The organism is Rhodoferax sp. (genome assembly GCF_034519335.1).
Lineage (GTDB): Bacteria > Pseudomonadota > Gammaproteobacteria > Burkholderiales > Burkholderiaceae_C > Allorhodoferax.
The window spans coordinates 113,000-131,158 of the sequence record NZ_JAXHOL010000028.1 but is presented as its reverse complement, the minus strand read 5'-3'; the positions used below and the strand labels follow the sequence as shown (position 1 = coordinate 131,158).

Here is an 18,159-nt window from a genome sequence, read left to right as displayed (position 1 = left end):
TGGCCACCTATGAGGTGCGGCCCATAAGTCGTCGCCAGCGCCGGGACCAAACACCTGCTGGAGAGGGCTGCGCAGCCAGCCTGGTGGCCAGTTCTGCCTCCACCGCTGTCTTTTCAGCCCGCACGATATCCATCTCCGCACGCATTTGCTTTGCCTCGAACTGGAGCTTGCCGATGATGTCCTTGGCTTCCGAAAAGGCCTTCTGGTGCTCCAGCAGTGACGCGCGCTCACGCTGATGCACCACAGTCAGGGCTTGCAGGTCCTCACGCAGCTTGTCTGCCGCGTTACGGGCATCGATCAACTCCCAGGCGGAGGCGTCTACCGAGGGGGTCACCACCGCCATCCACTGGTAGACATCGAAATCCTGCCAGCCCGCCAACAATGCCTGGCGCTGCTCGCCAGACAACGCACTCCAGTACCAGGCAAATTCGCTGCACTCGACTGGTACCCGGTTGGCCTCCCAGGCCCTGGGCGACCACCCGCAGTCCAGCAGAACCTTTTCAATGCTGCGCCGGGTGAAGAACCGGACATGGGTACGGTCCAATTGGCCCTTGTCTGAGTAGTCGAAGATGCCATTGCGCATTGCGGCCACCACGCCGGCATAGGCGATGTTGGGCACGGAGATCACCAGACGCCCCATGGGAGCGACAAACTCGCTCAGGCGGGACAGCACCTCCTCGGGCTTCCTGAGGTGCTCCAGCACATCACAGGCCAGCACAGCATCGAAGCGGCGGCCGGCGATCGCATCCAACCAATCGGTACCGTCCAGATTGCCGGAGATGACTTCGGCTCCCAGGGCCTTGAGCACATCCAAGGCCTCCGGGTCGTTTTCCACCACCGTTACCCGATGGCCGCGCGCAAGCAGTACCCGGGTCATCGCGCCAGGCCCTGGGCCTAACTCCAGCACGGAGCCGCCCCCCTGCGGGACACGGCGCAGCAACCGAGCGGCCCACTCCTCCCCATCCGGCTCGAAAGCGTAGTCGTAGCGCTCAATCTTGGTCATGCGTGTCCCCCGGCTTTGGTTCTGCTTGTAATTCTGGCGCCTGTTGCTGCCACATCTGATCCCACAATCCCCATTGCCACCAGGCCCAGGGCCGGCTCCGCACATCTTGGTCAAGACGCTGGACCACTGTGTCAATGGCCTGCCTGGGGCTCTCCGGCAAAGGCTCGACACGCACTTGCAGATTGTCCGGGGTTCGCGAACAGGTCACCGCGTGCAGCAACGGGACCCCAGTGGACTGGGCAAGGCGCTCGATGCCGGTGGGCAGACTCAAACGCCCCCCCAGGAACGGGTGGTCCCGCAGACGACCAAACTCGGGCCGCCATGCATCAGCCAGAATCACCCAGCCTTGGCCCGCCCTCAGGCTCTCGTGCACCGGGCGCAGTCCATCACTGGTGGTGTGCCAAGTCCCCCCTGTCACAGCGGTGTAGCCCTGGATCTTGCGCAGCAGGAAGTTGCGCTGTGCCGCCTGGAGCTCGGGGTTGTCGAGCACCGGCATCGTCAGCACGTTGGTGGCGACTCCCGCTCTCGCGAGCGCCACCGGCGCAGTCAGGAGCCGGTCATAGTGGTTGAGCACCAGAATGAACCCCTTGCCCTGTCGAGCGAGGCCCTTCACATGCTCGGCCCCTTGCAGGTCAACGGCGGGCCCGCCTCTGCAGCCCAGCCGGTGGAACGCCATGGCATCCACCATCTCCTGCGCCAGCATCGCCAAATGGGCCTTTGCCCATTGCGCGTGCTCTGCCCCCGTGGCCCCCGGAAACACCCGGGCAAACAGACCTTCCAGCCAGCGCAGCAATGGCTCACGCTCACCGGCAGATTCACGGCCTATGCGTCCAGCAAGCCGCCAGGGCAGGGTCGTGGGCACACGGGCCATGGAGGGGAAGAGCAGGTCCAAAGACCAGGCACGCGTCATTCGACCAACACCCACTCGTGCTCCAGCCAGGTCACGCCAAACTCCCGGTGTTTCTGGTTCAGCACGGTAAACGGCTGGATGAGTTCAGCCATGTCCAGCACCTGAATGCCGGAATCATCCAGAACATACACACTCCACAGGTATTCCCCTGACAGCAAGGACAACCGAGGAAAGCGCGCACGGATGCGGTGGGTACCAACACCCTGCAGCGGCTTGCCTTCCGCGCGAAACTGTGTGCTGGTACCAAACACGTTGTCCTTGTCTGGCCGGACAATCGCAAACAGTACATGGAATGGCGCATCGGCGGCATAAGACTCGACAACGATCTCCACCGACAGGTCCTGGAAGGAGTCCACCTGTGCAGGATTGATCCCATCCCCGGTTTCAATGGTCAGTCCACCGATCTTCACCAGAGGCACCCCCGAAGACACGCCCGCCGCAGGGGCCGCATCGTCCGTTTTCACAGCCTCATTCGACTCGACGCGCAAATGTGCATACCGGCGCCGCTCGTGCGATTCGTAGGCCGTTACCACATCTTCGGTCGCCCCGATGGCCTGTATCTTCCCGCCATGGATCCACGCGGCCCGCTGGCAAAGGCTGCGCACCTGGTAGAGGTTGTGGGAGCAAAACAGCACTGTCGCACCGCGTTCTCGCAGTTCCAGGATGCGGTTCAGGCTCTTCTTCTGGAAATGCAGATCCCCCACGGAAAGCGCCTCATCCACGATCAGTACATCCGGGTCAATGGCAGTTGCGGCGGCAAATGCCAGCCGCATGAACATGCCGGAGGAATAGGTCTTGACGGGCCGCTCCAGCGTCTCCCTGGTCAACTCCGAGAACGCTGTCGCCCGCGCAGTGAGATCCTCCATGGCGCCCCCCTCCAGGCCATGCAGGGCGGCCATGAAGCGGATGTTGTCGTAGCCAGATTCTTCGGGGTGGAAGCCCGCACCCAGTTCCAGCAACGCGGCCACGCGCCCCTCCTGCGTTACCTGCCCACGCGTCGGCCGGATGGTGCCCGCAGCGATCTTCAGCAAAGTGCTTTTGCCTGCGCCGTTCTCGCCGATGAGGCCAAACGTCTCACCCGCCTGGACTTCAAAGTCCACACCGGTCAGTGCCACATGCACCCGGTGGCGCTGGCTGCGCGTCACCCACTCCCACAGGCGGTCCTGGGGACGGGCGTACACCATATAGGTCTTTTCGATGCCCTCAAAGCGGATGGTCATGACTTAAAGGGCCTCGCCCAACGCGGACTTCATAGAACGGAAGAACCACCACCCACCACCGCCGAGCAGCACCACCCACACAGCCAGGGCCACAGGCGTTCCTGGCGGCACAGGCATGTGCAACACCGCGCCTTGCACCATCAGCACCAGACAGGCCAGAGGATTGAACAGGAACCAGTTGTGAAACTGCTCCGGCACCTGGGACAGCGGGTACACGATGGGCGTCACGTAAAACCACAACTGTAGTGCGAAACGCCACCATGGAGCCCACATCGCGCCACAGAAAATGCGCCATGCTCAGCAACAGCGTGAGGCCATAGGTCAGCGCAATCTGGGCCAGCACCAGTACAGGCAACCAGGCCAGCGAGGCGTAGGGCCCCACACCCTGCCCCACCGACAAGACCAGCAGCAACCCGTAGCCAATACCCAACACGAGCAGGCTGCCGCCAACAGACACAGCCGGCAGTATCTCCGCAGGCATAGGCTGCTTACGCAGAAAGTCCTCGTACGCCGCCAGAGCACCCAACCCCTCGGCCAATGGCATCGGTGAAAGGCAACCACACAGCCAGGCCCCGCCAGAAGGTGCAGCAGGTAGCCATTGTTCACATCCAGCCCGGGCACCCGCACGGCCAGCACCAGGCCGAAAAGAACATAGAAGATGGCCAGCGTGGCAACGGGCTGAACAAAAGCCCAGGCAAAACCCAGTACCGAACCGGCATAGCGGGTCTTGAACTCGCGCACCATCCAGTACCGCCAAAGCACCCACAACTGGCGCGCATTGCGCGGCGCTGCCGATGAGACCCCAGTGGAATGGGAAACAGGGCGCGTCATGGCACCGTCCGCAGCCATTGGACCGATTTGGCCACACCCATCCTCAAAAGCCATGGTGGGCGCCCACTGAACAGCTCCTTCTGGGCACGCTGAATGTCGAACACATTCACCGGTGGGTCGAAAGGACGCGCGGGGAAAACTCGCCGTTCTACGGACATGCCCCAACAAACGCTCCAGGGTGTGCACAATATCATTGACGCTGTGCCCTGCACCGCCGCCAATGTTGAAAATTCGGGTCGTCCCCTCATGGCGCGCCGCTGCTGCGAACGCATATCCCACATCCGAGGCATAGACGAAATCGCGCACCACAGAACCATCACCCCACACATCCAGCGGTTGCCCATTGAGCGCGCGGTGTGCAAACACGGCAATCACACCTTGGACACCATGGGGTTGCTGCCACTCGCCGTAGGGATTGCTCAGCCGCAGAATGCGGCATGGCAGGCCATGCTGCGTCTCTTCGATGCGCAGGTGGTGCTCAATCGCTAGCTTGGTGGCCCCGTAGGCCCCCATCGGCATGGTCGGGTGCGTTTCGCTCAGCGGGACAAACTGCGGCCGCCCATACACGGCTCCGCCCGACGACGCAAACAGCAACCTGGGGCGCGCAGCCTTTTTGCGCAGTTCCTGCAGAAGGCGCAAGGTTCCCACCAGATTGGTCTGGACATCCTGGATGGGGTCCTCACTGGCCGTGGCTGGCACTGTGGACGAAGCGAGGTGGACGATCACATCGGCGCCGCCTACAGCATCCCACCAGGAGGCCAGGTCAAAGCAATCCGCCTGCACTTGCCCCGTCAGCCAGGGAGCGCTACCCGCAGCCGACAATGACCGGTCTACCGACCAAACCTCTGCGCCTTCAGACGCCATGGCACGCCCAATATGGCGCCCCAGAAACCCAGCTCCACCCAGAATGACGCAACGCATCAGGATTGGCCTCGCGGTTTCTGTGTCCGGGCGCGTTGCAGCCCCAACTCGAAATCACGGGCCACAGCATCCCAGGTCTGGCTCCGGGCAAACACCTCGGCACGCTGGCTCATGGCGTGACGCCGTGCATCGTCTTGCAGCAAAGCACACACGGCATCCGCCAGTTTTTCGGGCGACGACTCCGCCAGCATCACCACATCGTCGTTGAGCAGCCACTCCACGTTGGCCCCCGGTTAGACACTACGGCACAGCCGCTGGACATCAGCTCCAGAGGAAGCAGCGATGCATTGGTGAGCGACAGCACCAGCGCGGCATCGCACTGGCTGTACAGGTCTGGCAGATCATCCAGCGCCAAAGTGCCGCAATTCAGGTGCGGAAACGGGATGTGGTAGCCCGCCGTGTCCCAGCCCGCCAGCACAAACTGCACATCGGGCAAACGCTCCCACACGGCATTCAGCACTAGCAGGCCCAGTTCAAATGCACGCCGGGGCGTGGGAGGGCGGGCATAAAAGAACACCCGGCGAATTTCCGGCTCGCGCCGAGGCAGGCGGCGGTAGCGTTCGAGTTCCACGCCAAAACCCACCGGATGGGTGGTCATGCCGTATTCCTGCGCCAGCTTCTGCGCCAGCCAGCCACCGGCCGTGATGCCGAAGAACCCGAAATGGTAGGTGTTCTCAGCAAGCACCGATTCCGACCCCACCGGGTAAAAATGGGGCTCGTAGTCCTGCACAAAATACAGTTTGTGCTGGGCACCCGTGAATGCCCGCACCGCATAGGCCGTGTCCCAGCCCGTGGCCACAGCAAACTCACAAGGGGGCAGTTGGTCCAGTCCCAGCAACACCCGGGCCTGCAATGGAAAAAAGTGTTCGCGTATTTCGTCGCGCGCCTCGTCTGCATTCTGGTGCATGACAGGCTTGCCAATCACGATGGTGGACGTATAGCCCATCTGCTCCAAGTGCCAGATCGTGCGGAAGATATTGAGATGCCCCCCCGAGCCCAGGTTGAAATCGGGAATAAACCACAGCAGCGTTCCAACCCCGGCCTTGCCCGGCGTGGCCTGCAACACATAGGGCAGGGCAAAGTCGTAATGCCGAAAAACATCGACATACCGGCCGGGCCCCTGGCGCAGGCGGCGCACCACGGCACGCAGGGCGGGGACCACCCCCTCCTTGCGGACCATCTCTTTGACACGCCAGATTTTCTTCTTAAGGTTCAATGCCATGGTCAGGCCGCCCCTGCACGCTGCAATTGCTCATCGCGCGAAACCGAACGCAACAGCCAAGCGGGCAAGCGGTCGTGGCGCGTGCCCAGGTACTGCCCCAGAACGCGCGCCAACTCAATGCAGGCCATATACCCCGCATTCTTGAACAGACGCCAGCCACGCAGGCCGCCACTGCGCAACCACGCCAGATCCCGCTTGGCCAGGTGCGCGGCCGACCGCAGCGCCTGGAGCAGATGGTCCTGGATACGGTAACCAAAATAGCGGTTGAACGAGCGCGCCTCGTCAAAATTGCGCTGCAGCGTTTCCCATACGCCAAAATCGTGCGAGTGGTACACCACTGCATCGGGAACAAAGGCCTTGGCATGGCCCGCCTCAATGGCTCGCAATGCCCAAGTCTGGTCTTCGGCAAAAGCCACTTCAGGCAAGGGCAGTTGCTCCCACACCGAGCGGCGGATGCACGAATTGTTGCTGGAAAAGAAGTGCAGCCACTGCCGATAGCCAGGGTCGGCGGCAAACCGGGCCCGGTCTTCCAGGCGCACCACCGACAGCTTGTCACCAAAGCCGGCAAAGTGCTGGTTCAACTCGCAATGCGTGACATGCCGGGCATGGGGGTGGGCCCGGTGCGGCCCAAAGGCCCCTGCCACCGCAGGATCAGAATCACAGCCCTGCACCATGTTGGCCAACCACTGCGGGCTGGCAGGCCGGGCATCCTGCGTGATGAACACCAGGAATTGCCCCGATGCCATCGACGCCAGCAAATTGCGCGTGCGTCCGTGGCCGAACTCCGCAGCGGGAATGGTCTCGACGCGCACACCATGTCGGCGAGCCAGCTCTACAGAGCCATCCGATGAACCGGAGTCCACCACAATCACCTCGAAGGGCCAAGGCGCCTGCTGGGCCAGCACCGCCTCCAGCACATCGCCCAGCAAGGCCCCACCATTTTTGACTGGTATTAATACAGACGCGCGAATATCAGCCATGCGATGCAACAGCAAGTCCCAGAGAAGGCGAACTCAGTAGTCTAACAAATCCGCCTGCAAGGACCAATTCTGCGCAGGGCCAAAGGCGCTACTGCTGAGGCTTTGCTTCCACCTTCTCCTCAGCCTTGGTCGCCGCACTATTGGCCTTGGCCATCAGATCACGAATGGCTGCTCGGTCAATCTCCACGCCATAGCGCTTGAACAAATCCGCACGCATCTGTGTCTGCGCTTCTTCGCGGCAGTAGCTCACTGCACGGGTGGAGGCAAACGACTTGGCCTCGTCCCACGACAGTTGACGCGCCTCGCGCTTTTGCAACACCGAGAACAGATAGACAAACTCGTCATCCTGCACCGGCCCCAGCAACTCACCCGCCTTCACGGTCTTCAAAGCGCGCATGATGGTGTGGTCACCATCCAACGTTATCCACCCCAGGTCGCCTTGCGCATCCAGCGAATATTCGCCCTTTGCACGCATGGCAACCAAACCAAATTTGCGCTTACCCGTAATCACCGCGCGGGCCTGGTCCTGCAGCCAAGCCATGGCCGAACCGCCGCCAATCTCCGTGGCCGCAGGCAAAATAATCCGCTCTACCCGCGCTTGCGCTGGTACGACAAAGGCTTGGGGATGCGAATCGAAATACTTGCGTGCTTCCTGCTCGTTGGCGGGCGCCTCACAGGCGGGCGCCTGTTTCTTGTAAACAGCCAAACCATACACATCGTCAAAGCGCTTGGGCGCGCCCTCAACCTTGCGTGGCAAACCCAGCCGCCCCCCCTCCAGCACCAGCGCCCGAGTCATGGCCATTTCCTGGACAACACCCTCTACTCCCCAGGCGTTGCGCGCGATCTGCCTGAGATCGATTCGACTGTCCAGGTAGTCCGACAGGTCCTGCTCGCTCACCACCTCGCCATTGGCCAAGCGTGCCAACGGTTTGGCCGGGGTTGACTGAGCCCAAGCAGAAGCCAGCGTCATACAAAACACAGCAGCAGCCAAGTGCTTGATTTTCTTCAACATCATCTCTTTCGTCCTCTTTACGGCATTTGGGGCTTCGCCTGTTCCCACAGCGGCCCATAGATAATTTCAACGCCCATTTTTTTGGGCAGCGCGGCAGAGTTGAAGACCACGAGGTCCTGAACACCATCCGCATCGGCATCTGCGAGTTGCAAACCTGTGGCAAAACCATCCACCGGCAACCAGCGTGTCTCCAGCACCGCACCATCGGCGCCCAAGCGCTGCAAAGCCAAACGCGAATCCATCGCCCAGATCACAAGATCGTCGGCCAGCGGCAAAACACTCACAGTCCCCACCGGTTGAGGGGCAACAATCCACTGAAGTTCCCCGCTGTCCATGTTGAAACGCAGGTTGCGCCCGCCAGTCTCCAGAGCCACATACAACCAGCGCCCCGAAGGCGATGGTCGGGTATGGCGCGGAATGATGCGAATCTCCACAGGCACCGTCAGCAGATTGCGCGCAGCACCTTGCAGGTTGCCTTCCGACGCCAACACTACCCTCTTCTCATCCAGGCAAGCCGCTACCATCCCCCCTGACGGCGCACCAGGCGCACGCTGCACACGCACGGGGTGCCATGGGGCCTCGCACCACTTGACCTGTTGGACACGTGTGGCAGCCTCAGGTTGATCCGGGGCGTAATCCACCCAGACCACTTCCTTGCCCGTGTAGGGCGTGGCCAGCAAGCTGTAACGCCCCTCAGAAGCGCTCACCAGCACCACGTCGCGCGGCGAAATCCCTACGGGAATCTGGCGCAGGGGCTGCAAACGCCCTTGCACCACACGGAACACATCCAGGCTGAAGCTGTTTTCCACCGCCGCAACCACCAGGTCGTCGCTGAGCCAGATCGCGCTGTCTGGGTGATAGGCTACGGATTGCTTGTCCAGCAACCGCGCCTTGCGCCCCTGCACTTCATACAGCACCACCGTGCTCTTTTCATGCTCCACCGCCACCAGTCGGCAACCTGCAGCGCCACAGCGCAGTTCGCCCCCCCAGGCCATATTCACGTCAATCCCTGTACGAGCAGGTTGAAGCTCAGAGGCATCACGAGTGCCGGAAGCAGCACCCGATAGCGCCCCCTGCGCGGGCACAGGCGAGGTTTGACAGGCAGCAAGCAAAAGAGCAGCGAGAGTGGCTGCAACCACTTGTAAAGGGCGTCCCGATATCATTCCAAGTTTCCTATTTCTGACACACCAAAACAAATAGCGCCCAAGGGCGCTATTTGTTTTGAGGGTGACACAAGGCCACCCCGTCTAAGCCAAGCTGGCGCAGCGAGCCGCGCCATCAAGTCATTAGAATGCGCCGGACAGGCGGTGTGCGCCCAGCAGCGTTTGCACAGCACCGAAGGCAGGAGCCACGATGGTGGAGTAAGCCACCACGGAGCCGCCACCAGCGGACAGCAGAGGACCAACCAGAGCTGGGGCCACTGGAGCGTTAGCAGGAGCAACGCCTGGGTTCCATTCGATGATACCGTCCAGGAACGCAGCAGGGCGGCCGGGGATGGTTTCAGGATCGAACCACGACAGTTCGCTTTCGTTCAGTTGGAAGTTCACGGACTGACGGTTTTGCGCGTTGTCATAGATGTTGACAGTGTGCGTACCGATTTGGTTGCCAGTGGACCACACAGTGATGCGGGTGTCATTGCCAGCGTTCAGAGCGCCGTCGATGAAATAGCGCAGCGACAGTTGGGTCGTAGCAGCCACGGCTGCAGCGCCAGCCACGCTAACCAGGCTCTGAGCGTCCATGGTCGACAGGTTGGTACCAGCAGCCAGGGTCAGAGGACCGTCGATCACGGGCGTGAATGCAACGCTCTTGCCAGCGACGTCCACGTAGAAAGCGTTACCAGCCAGCTGACCGGAGGTAGCAGCGTCAGCTTGGGTAGCCAGCGTGGCGTTTGCGGGAGCGCAAGCCGTAGCAGCGCTCAGACCGGCGCCGCCCGAACCCACTGCGAACACCAGGTAACCACGCTTGCCTTCCATGCCAACGCCGGAAGCCGTAGCCCAGTTGAAGCCGGTGTACTGCTTGTTGGTCATGGGGAAGCAGCCGTCCACGCCGTGGCCGGAGTTCACATCGAACCAGGTCCAGAACACGGGGATCGTGCGGCCGGATTGATTCACCAGACCGACAGCGGTCGTGTTGGCAGCGCCGTTGTGGATCACGTTAGGAACCACCAGGCCGTTGGAGAACGTACCGACCGTATAAGCCTGAGCCACACCAGCCGTCAGCGCAGCTGCCGCAACGGCTGCCAGAGCAAATTTTTTCATCTTAAATGTCCTTAGAAAAAAGAAGGAAGCTTCCCACCCTTGCGGGCTGTGCAACCCATCCGTCAAACCGTTTGGGCTGCAAGTATCTTAGCCCGTGAACACAGGGTTTTCAATCCTTGCATCATTTTCATTTTTTTCACCCATGTTTTGTTGCAGCAACACAACGAAGCACATCGGCAGTTGCGCACTTCAAAGAATGCCTCTGCGCTCCGCGTGGTACCAGAGCCCATCCACCCGCACCCACTCATCCTTCAAGACCACTTCCTGATCCATCATCCGCAGCACAGGAATCGAATAGGTGACTTTGACATCCACCACAGCTTTGTCACCCTCTAACGAGCGGACTTCCAGCACTTGTACCGCTTGATAGAGAATGCCTTCACGCTTCAGGTAAGCCTGCAAGGTCCAGCCAGGTTTCTTGGACAACTCTTCGTAATTCCAGGAAGTGACAGGATCATTGTCTTGCACCGACCTCCAGAACGCCGTAGCGCGCTGAAGGAGCGCTTGGCGATCCGAGGCGGGCGATGAACCGCTCGCGCAACCAACCAAGCCCGCAGCCAACACGGTCACAGCAGGTGCCGCCAGATAACCCAGCAGACGGCGGCGTTGAAACATAGGCAATTTCATGCATATTCTCCTAGAAAACAGACAGGGGCAAAGCGTTTACTAACTACATGTATCCGTATGCGGCCCCAGCCTCAACGTGGAAGCGGGGGCAGCGCTGCCGGCCCGGAAGACCCATTTCGGTCCATTGACGGCGCCGACTGCAAAGACATGCTGCGCATGCGCTGGCGCATCTCGGCGCTGGCGCTGCGCAGGGCGTCGTCGTCCTCCAGCGCCCTGGGCGTCATCAGCACCAGCAGTTCGGTGCGGTTATTGTTGTTGGTGGTGTTGCCAAACAGGGCGCCCACCACCGGGATGCTGGAGAGCAAGGGCACGCCACTGCGGCCCGTGGTGTCGTTTTCGCGGATCAGCCCCCCCAGCACAATGGGCTCGCCGGAGCGCACCGCCACGCGGGTCTGGATCTGGCGGGTGAGGAACGCGCGCTGGCCCGTGGCGGTATCCAGGTCGCCCACATCGGTGACCTGCTGCGAAATGTCCAGAGTGATCAAGCCCCCTGCATTGACGGAGGGCGTGACGGACAGCATCACCCCCGTATCCTTATAGACAATGGATTCGGTCACCAGATTGCCAGTGGTGACCGAGGTGGAGCTCTTGATGGGCTGCTGCTGCCCCACCTGGATGGTGGCGTTGTGGTTGTTCAACACCAGCACCGAGGGACTGGACAGCAGGCGCACCTGGGATTTTTCGGCCAGGGCATTGAGCGTGGCGCGCACAACACCGGCCTTGTTGAGGATGGTGTATGAGAAACCCGGCTGCTTGGGCCCGATGTCGCCTGTTTTATTCATGTTGAGCAGCGCCTGCCCCTCACGGCCACCCGAGAGGCTGTTCTGCACGAACCATTCCACCCCATACTGCAGATTGCCCGTGAGGCTGACCTCCACGATGCTGGCTTCGATGAGCACCTGGGACGGCGCCTTGTCCAACTCGCGCAGCGCTTGTTCGATGCGACGGTATTCCGTGCGTGGTGCACGGATGAGCAAGGCATTGCGCTTTTCGTCGGCCACCACGCGCACATTGCCATCCAGCTGGCTGGTGGACGTGAGCGAGGCGTTGTTCGGTGAGGCCTTGCTATTGCTATTGTTTGTCATGGCCTGGAAGCCGGAGCCCCCGGCAGTGCCCGTGCTAGTGCCCGTGCTAGTGCCAGTGCTGGAGCCCGCACCAGTGCTGCTGCCACCAAAGGGGTTGGAGCCCCCTGCGCCGCCAGAGGCCAGACCGGTGCTGCCCGCGCCCTGGGTGAATTGCGTGGGCGCCGAGCCACCTGCCACACCGCCGCCCGATTTGGCCTGTGTGGACTGCCCGCCAAACAGGCCGTTGAGCATTTCTGCCAACTGCAAGGCCGAGCCGTTTTGCACGGGATAGACAAAAAGGCTGGCTTCCAGAGTGTCGGTGGGACGGTCCAGACGCCGCACCCAGGTTTCGACCTGCGTAAGCAGGTGGGCACGGGGGGTGACTACCACCAGGGCGTTGAGCCGCTCGACCGGAAACACCCGGATGAGCCCTCCCAGGGGGGCGGTCGCCTGTGCAGATGCAGCACTGGCAGCCGTCGCCGCGCCTCCAGCCCCCGGGGCAGCGCCCGCAGGCGCAGCAGGGGTAGCACCGCCGTAGGGGTCTGCGGATTTGTCCGATCCCAGCATGGCCTGCAAGGCATCGCGCACGACGTTGACGTTGGCGTTTTCCAACACAAAAACCCCCAGCGACATACCGGAGAGGAAGTCCACATCAAAGGCTTCCACCATTTCCAGCCATCCGCCCAATTGGGCCTTGCTGCCCTGCAGCACGAGCAGGTTGCGCATGCTGTCCACATAGACGATGGACTCCTTGGGCGCGATGGGCGCCAGGATCTTGGCCATTTCGGCAGCCGCGATGTGGTTCAGAGGAACAATGACAGTACCCGAGCCCGACAGATCCTTGAAGTTGGAGGCACCCACCACCGGGCGCGCGCCCAGGGTGACCGTGCGTTTGGTAACGTGGTACACGCCCGCGTTGTCGCGAACGATGGCCAGATCGTGCGGCAAGAGCACCGCATCCAGCACATCAAGCACCTGACTGCGCAGCAGCGGCTGGCGCGTATGCAGGCTCACCACGGTGTCGCCGCCTGCGTCAATGGTGTAGTTGAGCTTGAGCAAGTCCCCCAACAAAGCGGTAGCGAGGTTGCCCACCGTGACATTCTCGAAGTTAAGGGCAACCTTGTCGCCCTGGGCCAGCACGGGATCTACACGCGGCGCGATACTGCGCTTGAAGAGGTTGTCGTCCCCGGGGAAAAGCCGGGAGCCTGCAGCAGGCCGTTTGATTTCAGGACTCTTGGCTGCATCCGAAGTGGAGGCAGGCAGGCTCTCGGCCGTCGCCGGTGCAACAGGCCGAGCGGACGCAAGCGCCTGGGCTTCCTCCTTAGTAGCAGGCGCTGTCGTGCTGCCTTCGGCTGTCGCAGGCACAGCGGTAGACACAGGCCGGGATGCAGGACTTGCAACGGGCCCACTCTGCGTGCTGGCACAGCCAGAGGCCAGCAAAGCCAGCAAAAGAATGGAAGGCCGAATGTTCATAGGGGGTAACTCCACAATATATTGGGGTGCACTACGGTGGCTTAGCACCTGCTGTCACTGGTTTGCAGCAGGATTGCGCGCACGGTCGCCGATGGGGCCAGCGATGGGGCCGGTTTTGGCAGGCGCCGCAGCAGGACCTCCTGCCTCCAGCGGCCGCTCCACCTGCCCCTCGTCCGCCGAGGCAAACACGGCCTTGCGGCCATCGAACGACACAATGCGCCAGGGCTGAGTTGCTGCTGTGATCTTGAGGGTGCTGCCATCCGCGCGCTGCAATATAGCCACACGCTCCCCTCCCGACTCCAGTACAGCCGTTAGCCGCGACTGCGTCAGCTCACGCGCCACACTGCCTTTCTTGTCGTCTACATCCAGGGGCCGGCGCGACACCCATAACACGGGGCGCTCCAACGCCTGCCTGGCGCGCATCGGCGCGGACTGCGGCATGGGTTCCACCTTGGGCAGGTCAGGCCGACGCTCTTTCGGAGGGACCCAGCGGTCTTTTTCGGCCTGCCACCAATAAGCGCTTGCAACCAGGGCCGCGGCGGCTAGCAAAGGGGCCAGATACCAAGGCTTGATCATCATGGCGTGACCTTTTCTGGCGCCAGTGGCGCCTCCAGCTGCAAAGCCAGGCGCGCAGCCTGCGGCCCTGCGCCCGCGCTGGCACCTTCGCGCGTGATGCTGGCAGTACGCACCCAGAACGGCGGGCGGTGCATTTGCAGACTCTCCATGAAGCCCACCAGCTTGGACCAGTCGCCCGTGACTGTCGCCGTGAGGCGTATGCGCGCCAGCTTGCCCTCCTCCCCAGGCTCCAGAGCAGCTTGGGAAGACACCAGAGTGCTGCCGGAGGCTACGATCATCTGGCGCAGCTTCTGTTGAACCTCGTTCTGCGCAGCCTCGCCACCAGGATGCAGCCACGGAGCCACCGTGCCATTGGCAGTGCCCAGCAGGGCTTCAATGTCAGCGCCCGCATTCACCACACCCTCAAGCCGCTCACTGCGGGGTTCCAGTTGTTGCAGTGCGTTGTCATAGCGGGCCCACAGGGCCTGGTACACCAGCCCAGCACATGCCAGCCCTCCAAAGAACAGCAGCAGCACAACGACTACCGCACGGCGCAACCAGGGATTCATCAGTTTCATGGCTTTGCTCCTTCGCCGCGCCAGCGCATTTCGAAGGTGAAGCGCTCCTTATTCGACGCGCCTTCACGCACGCTGGCCCCAGTGGCCCGGACATCGGCAAGCGCGGGGTGGCGCCCTAGCTGTGCAATGAGTTCTGGAGCGTTGGAAGTCAATCCCGTGATACGGATTTCGGAGCCGGTGATTTCGATGCGATCCAGCCAGGTGTCCCCCGGCAAGGCAGCCGACAGGCCATCGACCACGCTGGCCAGAGGCAGATCGGTGCTGGCGTTCTTGCGCAACTCCTCGGCCATGCCGGCCTGGCGGCGCAGCTCATCCATCTTCTGGCGCAGGGGCGCAGCCTTGGGTACAAGCATGTTGACATGCTCGACCGCTCTCACCACCGCCTGGCGCTTCAATACCAACGGCATCAGCGCAGGCAGGGACAGCGCCACCAGCAGCAGCAAGAGCAGCACCACGGCAGCACCATCCACCCATCGCTGGCGATTGTTCTGCTTCTGCCAGGCCTGGTTACGCACAGGAAAAGCTCGCCCTTCCCGCAACAGAAAAACAGGCGCATCTGCGGGTAGCCCATGCTGGGTCAGCAGTTGGTCGCGCACGCTGCGCCGACACATTCCCCACTGAATGGACCACCCTCCGCTGGCCTCCGGCTCGGCTTTCCAGGCTGAAATGATTTGATCCGGCGGCAGGGGGGACACGCGCCACAGCGCTTCTTCCACCGCACCGCCCAAAGCTTTGCGCGGCATGGCGGGGAGTTGCACTGCCCCCCACAGGCATTCCATTTCTGGCACCAGCAGGCTCACGGCCTTGCGGCCGTCAACCCGCTTGCGCAAACGCCCCCCAGTCACAGACCAACGCCCCCCATCGGAAGCCACGGCGACGCTTGCGCTGGAGGGCCAGGCGCCATGCTCCACCAACACCCGCCTGAGATCACCCATACCCCATGCGAACCGATCAAGCGCGGTTTGCACACGAAGAGATAGCTGCCCCCGACCTGTCATGGCTTGAATTCCTGTTCCGGCTTGTTAAAGCGGCGTGTAGGCTCTACCGAGCGGGTTGTCCATGGCGTCAATGCGTCTGGGCGTTCGCTGGGGTCGATCCACACCTCGCGCTGCCACCAACGGTCGCCTTCTGCCTGGGTGAACGCTCGCACACGGACAGTCTGCCCACCTGACGACCGAGCAGGCGTGAAGAACTCGGCGGCGGCTCCTGAAAGAAGCACACCCGCCCTCATTTCCAGTGGGGATTTATGGAGGCGCGCCCCAAGACCCTGCTGACCCGTCAGAGCGTCGATCAGTGCGGGGGGAGCGGAGTCGATTTCGATGCGTTGCTGCCCGTTGACGCCCAAGTGGGGCGCGATTATCTCATAGAGCCCCGCCGTTATTCCGAGCACCGATTTCAGGTCGGAAAGGTCATCCAGCGCCGAGTTCCGGGGCATGGAAGGCCAGCCAGCAGCTCGGTATTGAGCAGCCTCAGCCCCCCCCACCCCACCGGGGGTATCGTCGGGATCAATGTAGTCCTTCACTCGAGAGGCGAGGATTGCGGCCTCGCCCGACGAGAGCCCTCCCGCCCTTTGGAAAAGCGCCTGGAGCAGCACCTCGCTGGCGACGTTGACGTCTACCAGCCCTCCTGATGGTGTGATTTCCACCCAAACATCGCTTTGCCCCAACGACAGTCGCTGGACCCGATACTGGCTATCCTTGCCTCTGCTGAGCAGCAGACGCTGGGCTGTCAGCTGTATTGCGGCGTCCAGAACAGACTCCACACGTAGGCGCTCCATATCCAGTGCTGTCCGCTGGGTTTGTTGCCGCACCCCCTGCGCGCCCGCAAGCACCACCAGCGAGAGTGCCGCCACCAGCCAGAGCACCATGATGAGCGCCGCACCCCGAACATTGTGTACACGCGAGGCCATCACCGGGCCCTCGCCAAAGGGAATACCAGAGACGGCCATGCGCCACGTTCGTCTGCGATCTCGACACGAACCCTTGCAGGGTAACCCGCTCTGGACGCGTCCCATTGCTGCGTCCATTCGCCGGAGCGTCCATCCTGGTAGTACCACTGCAAGGTCCGCACATCCCGCAGCAGGGTCTCACGCAAGGCCTTACTCCAGTCCAGCGCCATGAGCGCGCCATCGTAGGGAACGGCCTCAACAGAAAGGTCTATACGGCCGTTCTCATGGCGCAGAGGGTTCATGCGAAACACATAGAGTCCGCCCGCATCGCCACGCTCTGGCAAAGGAGCGACCCAAATGACCCCCGCAGCGTTGCCACTGAAGAAATTGACAAAAATATTCCCATCACGCCGACTGAGCAAGCGCAACGCGTCGAATTTTCGCCCCAGCCACTGGCTGACCACCAGCATCCGCTCCGAGCGCTCCATCACGCGCTGATTGCGCTCTTCAGAGCGACCAATGACACCGAAGCCTGCAAACATCAGTGCAACCACCGCCGCCGTGACGGCCAGGGCAATCAGCAGTTCCAGCAAAGTAAAACCGCGCGTGCGATTTTTCTGAAGGCGGTTCATGGCGTTGACCGGTAAGGTTTCCAGGTGGTCCAGGTCATGACCGTAGGGCCCTCCTTGCCACGCGTGACGTAGACGGTAACCTTGGCCGCACGCAAAGGCTCTCCAGACACAGGTCGCCCGTCTTGCTCCCGCAAGGGAATCTGCTCTGCATGCATCTCAACATGCCAGTGCCACTCCCCCGAAGCACCACTCAGCTGCCGCTCGGCATCTTCGGCAAACGTGCTGCTGGCCAGCGCCGAGCGGGCGACCAGTGCCGCTTCGATCCGAGATTCAACATCCATCACGCCCTTAGAGCTTTGCCCCACCGTACGGTAGAGACTGGCAAGGGCAATAGCAGCAATGGACATGGCGACCAAGCGCCTCCAGCAGGCTGAAACCTCGCTGGCATGGCCCCCGGAGGGCCTGCCTGCGCCCGCCGCCAGCACGAAGGCCAAGGCACTGCCACAGACGGCTCATCACCGTCATGACGGTGCCACTGCAGCAGCTTGCTCTACCGTGCCCAGCAGCCAGTTCACCCGAAAGGCCAAGCCTTGCCCCCCCCGCAACACCGCCAACCGCCCCCCCCGGGCACCGCCATCGGGATTGAACACAAAGAGCGGGACGCCTGACCCAGACGCTACCCCAGCACTGCCGCGCTCCAGGGCATCCCACTGGACCTGCAACACAGGGGGGATATCCAGGTACAGCCGACCATCGATGAGGAGCTTTCGGACTTCGGGCTGATAAGTGACAACCACAGACCGCCCCTCCCGCACGCTGAGTGCCCTTGCCTGCTGGAGCTGATTGGCGATATCGCGCACGGTCTGGTGGTAGCGGGATCGCTCCATGAATGACTGTCCACCGACGCCAACCACCGACACCGCGATGGCGGCCACCACCAGCACCACCAGCAGCTCCAGCAAGGTGAACCCCCGGCTTACCTGACTTGCGCAACTGCGCGCAAACGCCTCATCATGCAACGTGGATCACTGGGTGGGCATCCTGT

Annotated in this window: 20 protein-coding genes; all 20 read right to left on the bottom strand. The window is 62.1% G+C overall.

Annotated features, from left to right (window positions below; translation table 11 throughout):
- Window positions 1–7: 7 nt before the first annotated feature.
- Entirely contained in the window at window positions 8–1,003 is a 996-nt protein-coding gene (locus tag U5O12_RS12745) for a class I SAM-dependent methyltransferase (protein WP_322578998.1), read from the bottom strand.
- Window positions 990–1,913, bottom strand: a complete 924-nt coding sequence (locus U5O12_RS12740) for a hypothetical protein (RefSeq protein ID WP_322578997.1) — start codon at window positions 1,911–1,913, stop codon at window positions 990–992. Before U5O12_RS12740 ends, U5O12_RS12745 begins: the two co-directional genes overlap by 14 nt.
- Window positions 1,910–3,133, bottom strand: coding sequence for an ABC transporter ATP-binding protein (locus U5O12_RS12735; protein ID WP_322578996.1), 1,224 nt, complete (start codon window positions 3,131–3,133; stop codon window positions 1,910–1,912). Before U5O12_RS12735 ends, U5O12_RS12740 begins: the two co-directional genes overlap by 4 nt.
- A 3-nt stretch (window positions 3,134–3,136) precedes the next feature.
- On the bottom strand, window positions 3,137–3,361 hold the full coding sequence (locus U5O12_RS12730) for a hypothetical protein (RefSeq protein WP_322578995.1): 225 nt from the start codon (window positions 3,359–3,361) through the stop codon (window positions 3,137–3,139).
- Window positions 3,362–3,454: 93 nt separating this feature from the next.
- Complete coding sequence (locus tag U5O12_RS12725) at window positions 3,455–4,885, bottom strand: NAD-dependent epimerase/dehydratase family protein (protein WP_322578994.1); 1,431 nt, start codon at window positions 4,883–4,885, stop codon at window positions 3,455–3,457.
- Window positions 4,885–5,106: a hypothetical protein gene (locus tag U5O12_RS12720; protein WP_322578993.1), complete on the bottom strand. Its 222-nt coding sequence runs from the start codon at window positions 5,104–5,106 to the stop codon at window positions 4,885–4,887. The genes U5O12_RS12725 and U5O12_RS12720 overlap by 1 nt, the downstream gene beginning before the upstream one ends.
- Window positions 5,076–6,107, bottom strand: coding sequence for a glycosyl transferase family 1 (locus U5O12_RS12715; RefSeq protein WP_322578992.1), 1,032 nt, complete (start codon window positions 6,105–6,107; stop codon window positions 5,076–5,078). The genes U5O12_RS12720 and U5O12_RS12715 overlap by 31 nt, the downstream gene beginning before the upstream one ends.
- A gap of 2 nt (window positions 6,108–6,109) precedes the next feature.
- Complete coding sequence (locus U5O12_RS12710; RefSeq protein ID WP_322578991.1) at window positions 6,110–7,087, bottom strand: glycosyltransferase family 2 protein; 978 nt, start codon at window positions 7,085–7,087, stop codon at window positions 6,110–6,112.
- 88 nt (window positions 7,088–7,175) lie between these two features.
- Entirely contained in the window at window positions 7,176–8,102 is a 927-nt protein-coding gene (locus tag U5O12_RS12705; RefSeq protein WP_322578990.1) for a peptidylprolyl isomerase, read from the bottom strand.
- A gap of 14 nt (window positions 8,103–8,116) precedes the next feature.
- Window positions 8,117–9,100 carry a VCBS repeat-containing protein gene (locus U5O12_RS12700; protein ID WP_322578989.1) on the bottom strand — a complete coding sequence of 328 codons (984 nt, stop codon included), beginning with the start codon at window positions 9,098–9,100 and terminating at the stop codon, window positions 8,117–8,119.
- Window positions 9,101–9,385: 285 nt separating this feature from the next.
- On the bottom strand, window positions 9,386–10,357 hold the full coding sequence (locus tag U5O12_RS12695) for a hypothetical protein (protein WP_322578988.1): 972 nt from the start codon (window positions 10,355–10,357) through the stop codon (window positions 9,386–9,388).
- Between the two features lie 189 nt (window positions 10,358–10,546).
- The gene (locus U5O12_RS12690) at window positions 10,547–10,984 is read right to left on the bottom strand and encodes a hypothetical protein (RefSeq protein WP_322578987.1); all 438 of its coding nucleotides are present in this window, start codon (window positions 10,982–10,984) and stop codon (window positions 10,547–10,549) included.
- Window positions 10,985–11,055: 71 nt separating this feature from the next.
- On the bottom strand, window positions 11,056–13,521 hold the full coding sequence (gene gspD / locus U5O12_RS12685; protein WP_322578986.1) for a type II secretion system secretin GspD: 2,466 nt from the start codon (window positions 13,519–13,521) through the stop codon (window positions 11,056–11,058).
- A 54-nt stretch (window positions 13,522–13,575) separates the two neighbouring features.
- The gene (locus tag U5O12_RS12680; RefSeq protein ID WP_322578985.1) at window positions 13,576–14,100 is read right to left on the bottom strand and encodes a hypothetical protein; all 525 of its coding nucleotides are present in this window, start codon (window positions 14,098–14,100) and stop codon (window positions 13,576–13,578) included.
- Window positions 14,097–14,654, bottom strand: coding sequence for a type II secretion system protein GspM (gene gspM / locus U5O12_RS12675; protein WP_322578984.1), 558 nt, complete (start codon window positions 14,652–14,654; stop codon window positions 14,097–14,099). The genes U5O12_RS12680 and gspM overlap by 4 nt, the downstream gene beginning before the upstream one ends.
- Window positions 14,651–15,589, bottom strand: a complete 939-nt coding sequence (locus U5O12_RS12670) for a PilN domain-containing protein (protein WP_322578983.1) — start codon at window positions 15,587–15,589, stop codon at window positions 14,651–14,653. Before U5O12_RS12670 ends, gspM begins: the two co-directional genes overlap by 4 nt.
- Window positions 15,590–15,648: 59 nt before the next feature.
- Window positions 15,649–16,602: a type II secretion system protein GspK gene (locus U5O12_RS12665; RefSeq protein ID WP_322578982.1), complete on the bottom strand. Its 954-nt coding sequence runs from the start codon at window positions 16,600–16,602 to the stop codon at window positions 15,649–15,651.
- Complete coding sequence (locus tag U5O12_RS12660; protein WP_322578981.1) at window positions 16,563–17,174, bottom strand: prepilin-type N-terminal cleavage/methylation domain-containing protein; 612 nt, start codon at window positions 17,172–17,174, stop codon at window positions 16,563–16,565. The genes U5O12_RS12665 and U5O12_RS12660 overlap by 40 nt, the downstream gene beginning before the upstream one ends.
- Window positions 17,171–17,521, bottom strand: a complete 351-nt coding sequence (locus U5O12_RS12655; RefSeq protein WP_322578980.1) for a hypothetical protein — start codon at window positions 17,519–17,521, stop codon at window positions 17,171–17,173. The genes U5O12_RS12660 and U5O12_RS12655 overlap by 4 nt, the downstream gene beginning before the upstream one ends.
- A 114-nt stretch (window positions 17,522–17,635) precedes the next feature.
- Window positions 17,636–18,133: a GspH/FimT family protein gene (locus U5O12_RS12650; RefSeq protein ID WP_322578979.1), complete on the bottom strand. Its 498-nt coding sequence runs from the start codon at window positions 18,131–18,133 to the stop codon at window positions 17,636–17,638.
- Between the last annotated feature and the right edge of the window lie 26 nt (window positions 18,134–18,159).

Coding starts and splice junctions, on each gene's coding strand:
- U5O12_RS12740 (WP_322578997.1), bottom strand. CDS start 1,913: ATGACGCGTGCCTGGTCTTTGGACCTGCTCTTCCCCTCCATGGCCCGT.
- U5O12_RS12690 (WP_322578987.1), bottom strand. CDS start 10,984: ATGAAATTGCCTATGTTTCAACGCCGCCGTCTGCTGGGTTATCTGGCG.
- U5O12_RS12745 (WP_322578998.1), bottom strand. CDS start 1,003: ATGACCAAGATTGAGCGCTACGACTACGCTTTCGAGCCGGATGGGGAG.
- U5O12_RS12735 (WP_322578996.1), bottom strand. CDS start 3,133: ATGACCATCCGCTTTGAGGGCATCGAAAAGACCTATATGGTGTACGCC.
- U5O12_RS12725 (WP_322578994.1), bottom strand. CDS start 4,885: ATGCGTTGCGTCATTCTGGGTGGAGCTGGGTTTCTGGGGCGCCATATT.
- U5O12_RS12710 (WP_322578991.1), bottom strand. CDS start 7,087: ATGGCTGATATTCGCGCGTCTGTATTAATACCAGTCAAAAATGGTGGG.
- gspD (WP_322578986.1), bottom strand. CDS start 13,521: ATGAACATTCGGCCTTCCATTCTTTTGCTGGCTTTGCTGGCCTCTGGC.
- U5O12_RS12715 (WP_322578992.1), bottom strand. CDS start 6,107: ATGGCATTGAACCTTAAGAAGAAAATCTGGCGTGTCAAAGAGATGGTC.
- U5O12_RS12670 (WP_322578983.1), bottom strand. CDS start 15,589: ATGGGTGATCTCAGGCGGGTGTTGGTGGAGCATGGCGCCTGGCCCTCC.
- U5O12_RS12660 (WP_322578981.1), bottom strand. CDS start 17,174: ATGAACCGCCTTCAGAAAAATCGCACGCGCGGTTTTACTTTGCTGGAA.
- U5O12_RS12695 (WP_322578988.1), bottom strand. CDS start 10,357: ATGAAAAAATTTGCTCTGGCAGCCGTTGCGGCAGCTGCGCTGACGGCT.
- U5O12_RS12665 (WP_322578982.1), bottom strand. CDS start 16,602: ATGGCCGTCTCTGGTATTCCCTTTGGCGAGGGCCCGGTGATGGCCTCG.
- gspM (WP_322578984.1), bottom strand. CDS start 14,654: ATGAAACTGATGAATCCCTGGTTGCGCCGTGCGGTAGTCGTTGTGCTG.
- U5O12_RS12680 (WP_322578985.1), bottom strand. CDS start 14,100: ATGATGATCAAGCCTTGGTATCTGGCCCCTTTGCTAGCCGCCGCGGCC.
- U5O12_RS12655 (WP_322578980.1), bottom strand. CDS start 17,521: ATGTCCATTGCTGCTATTGCCCTTGCCAGTCTCTACCGTACGGTGGGG.
- U5O12_RS12705 (WP_322578990.1), bottom strand. CDS start 8,102: ATGATGTTGAAGAAAATCAAGCACTTGGCTGCTGCTGTGTTTTGTATG.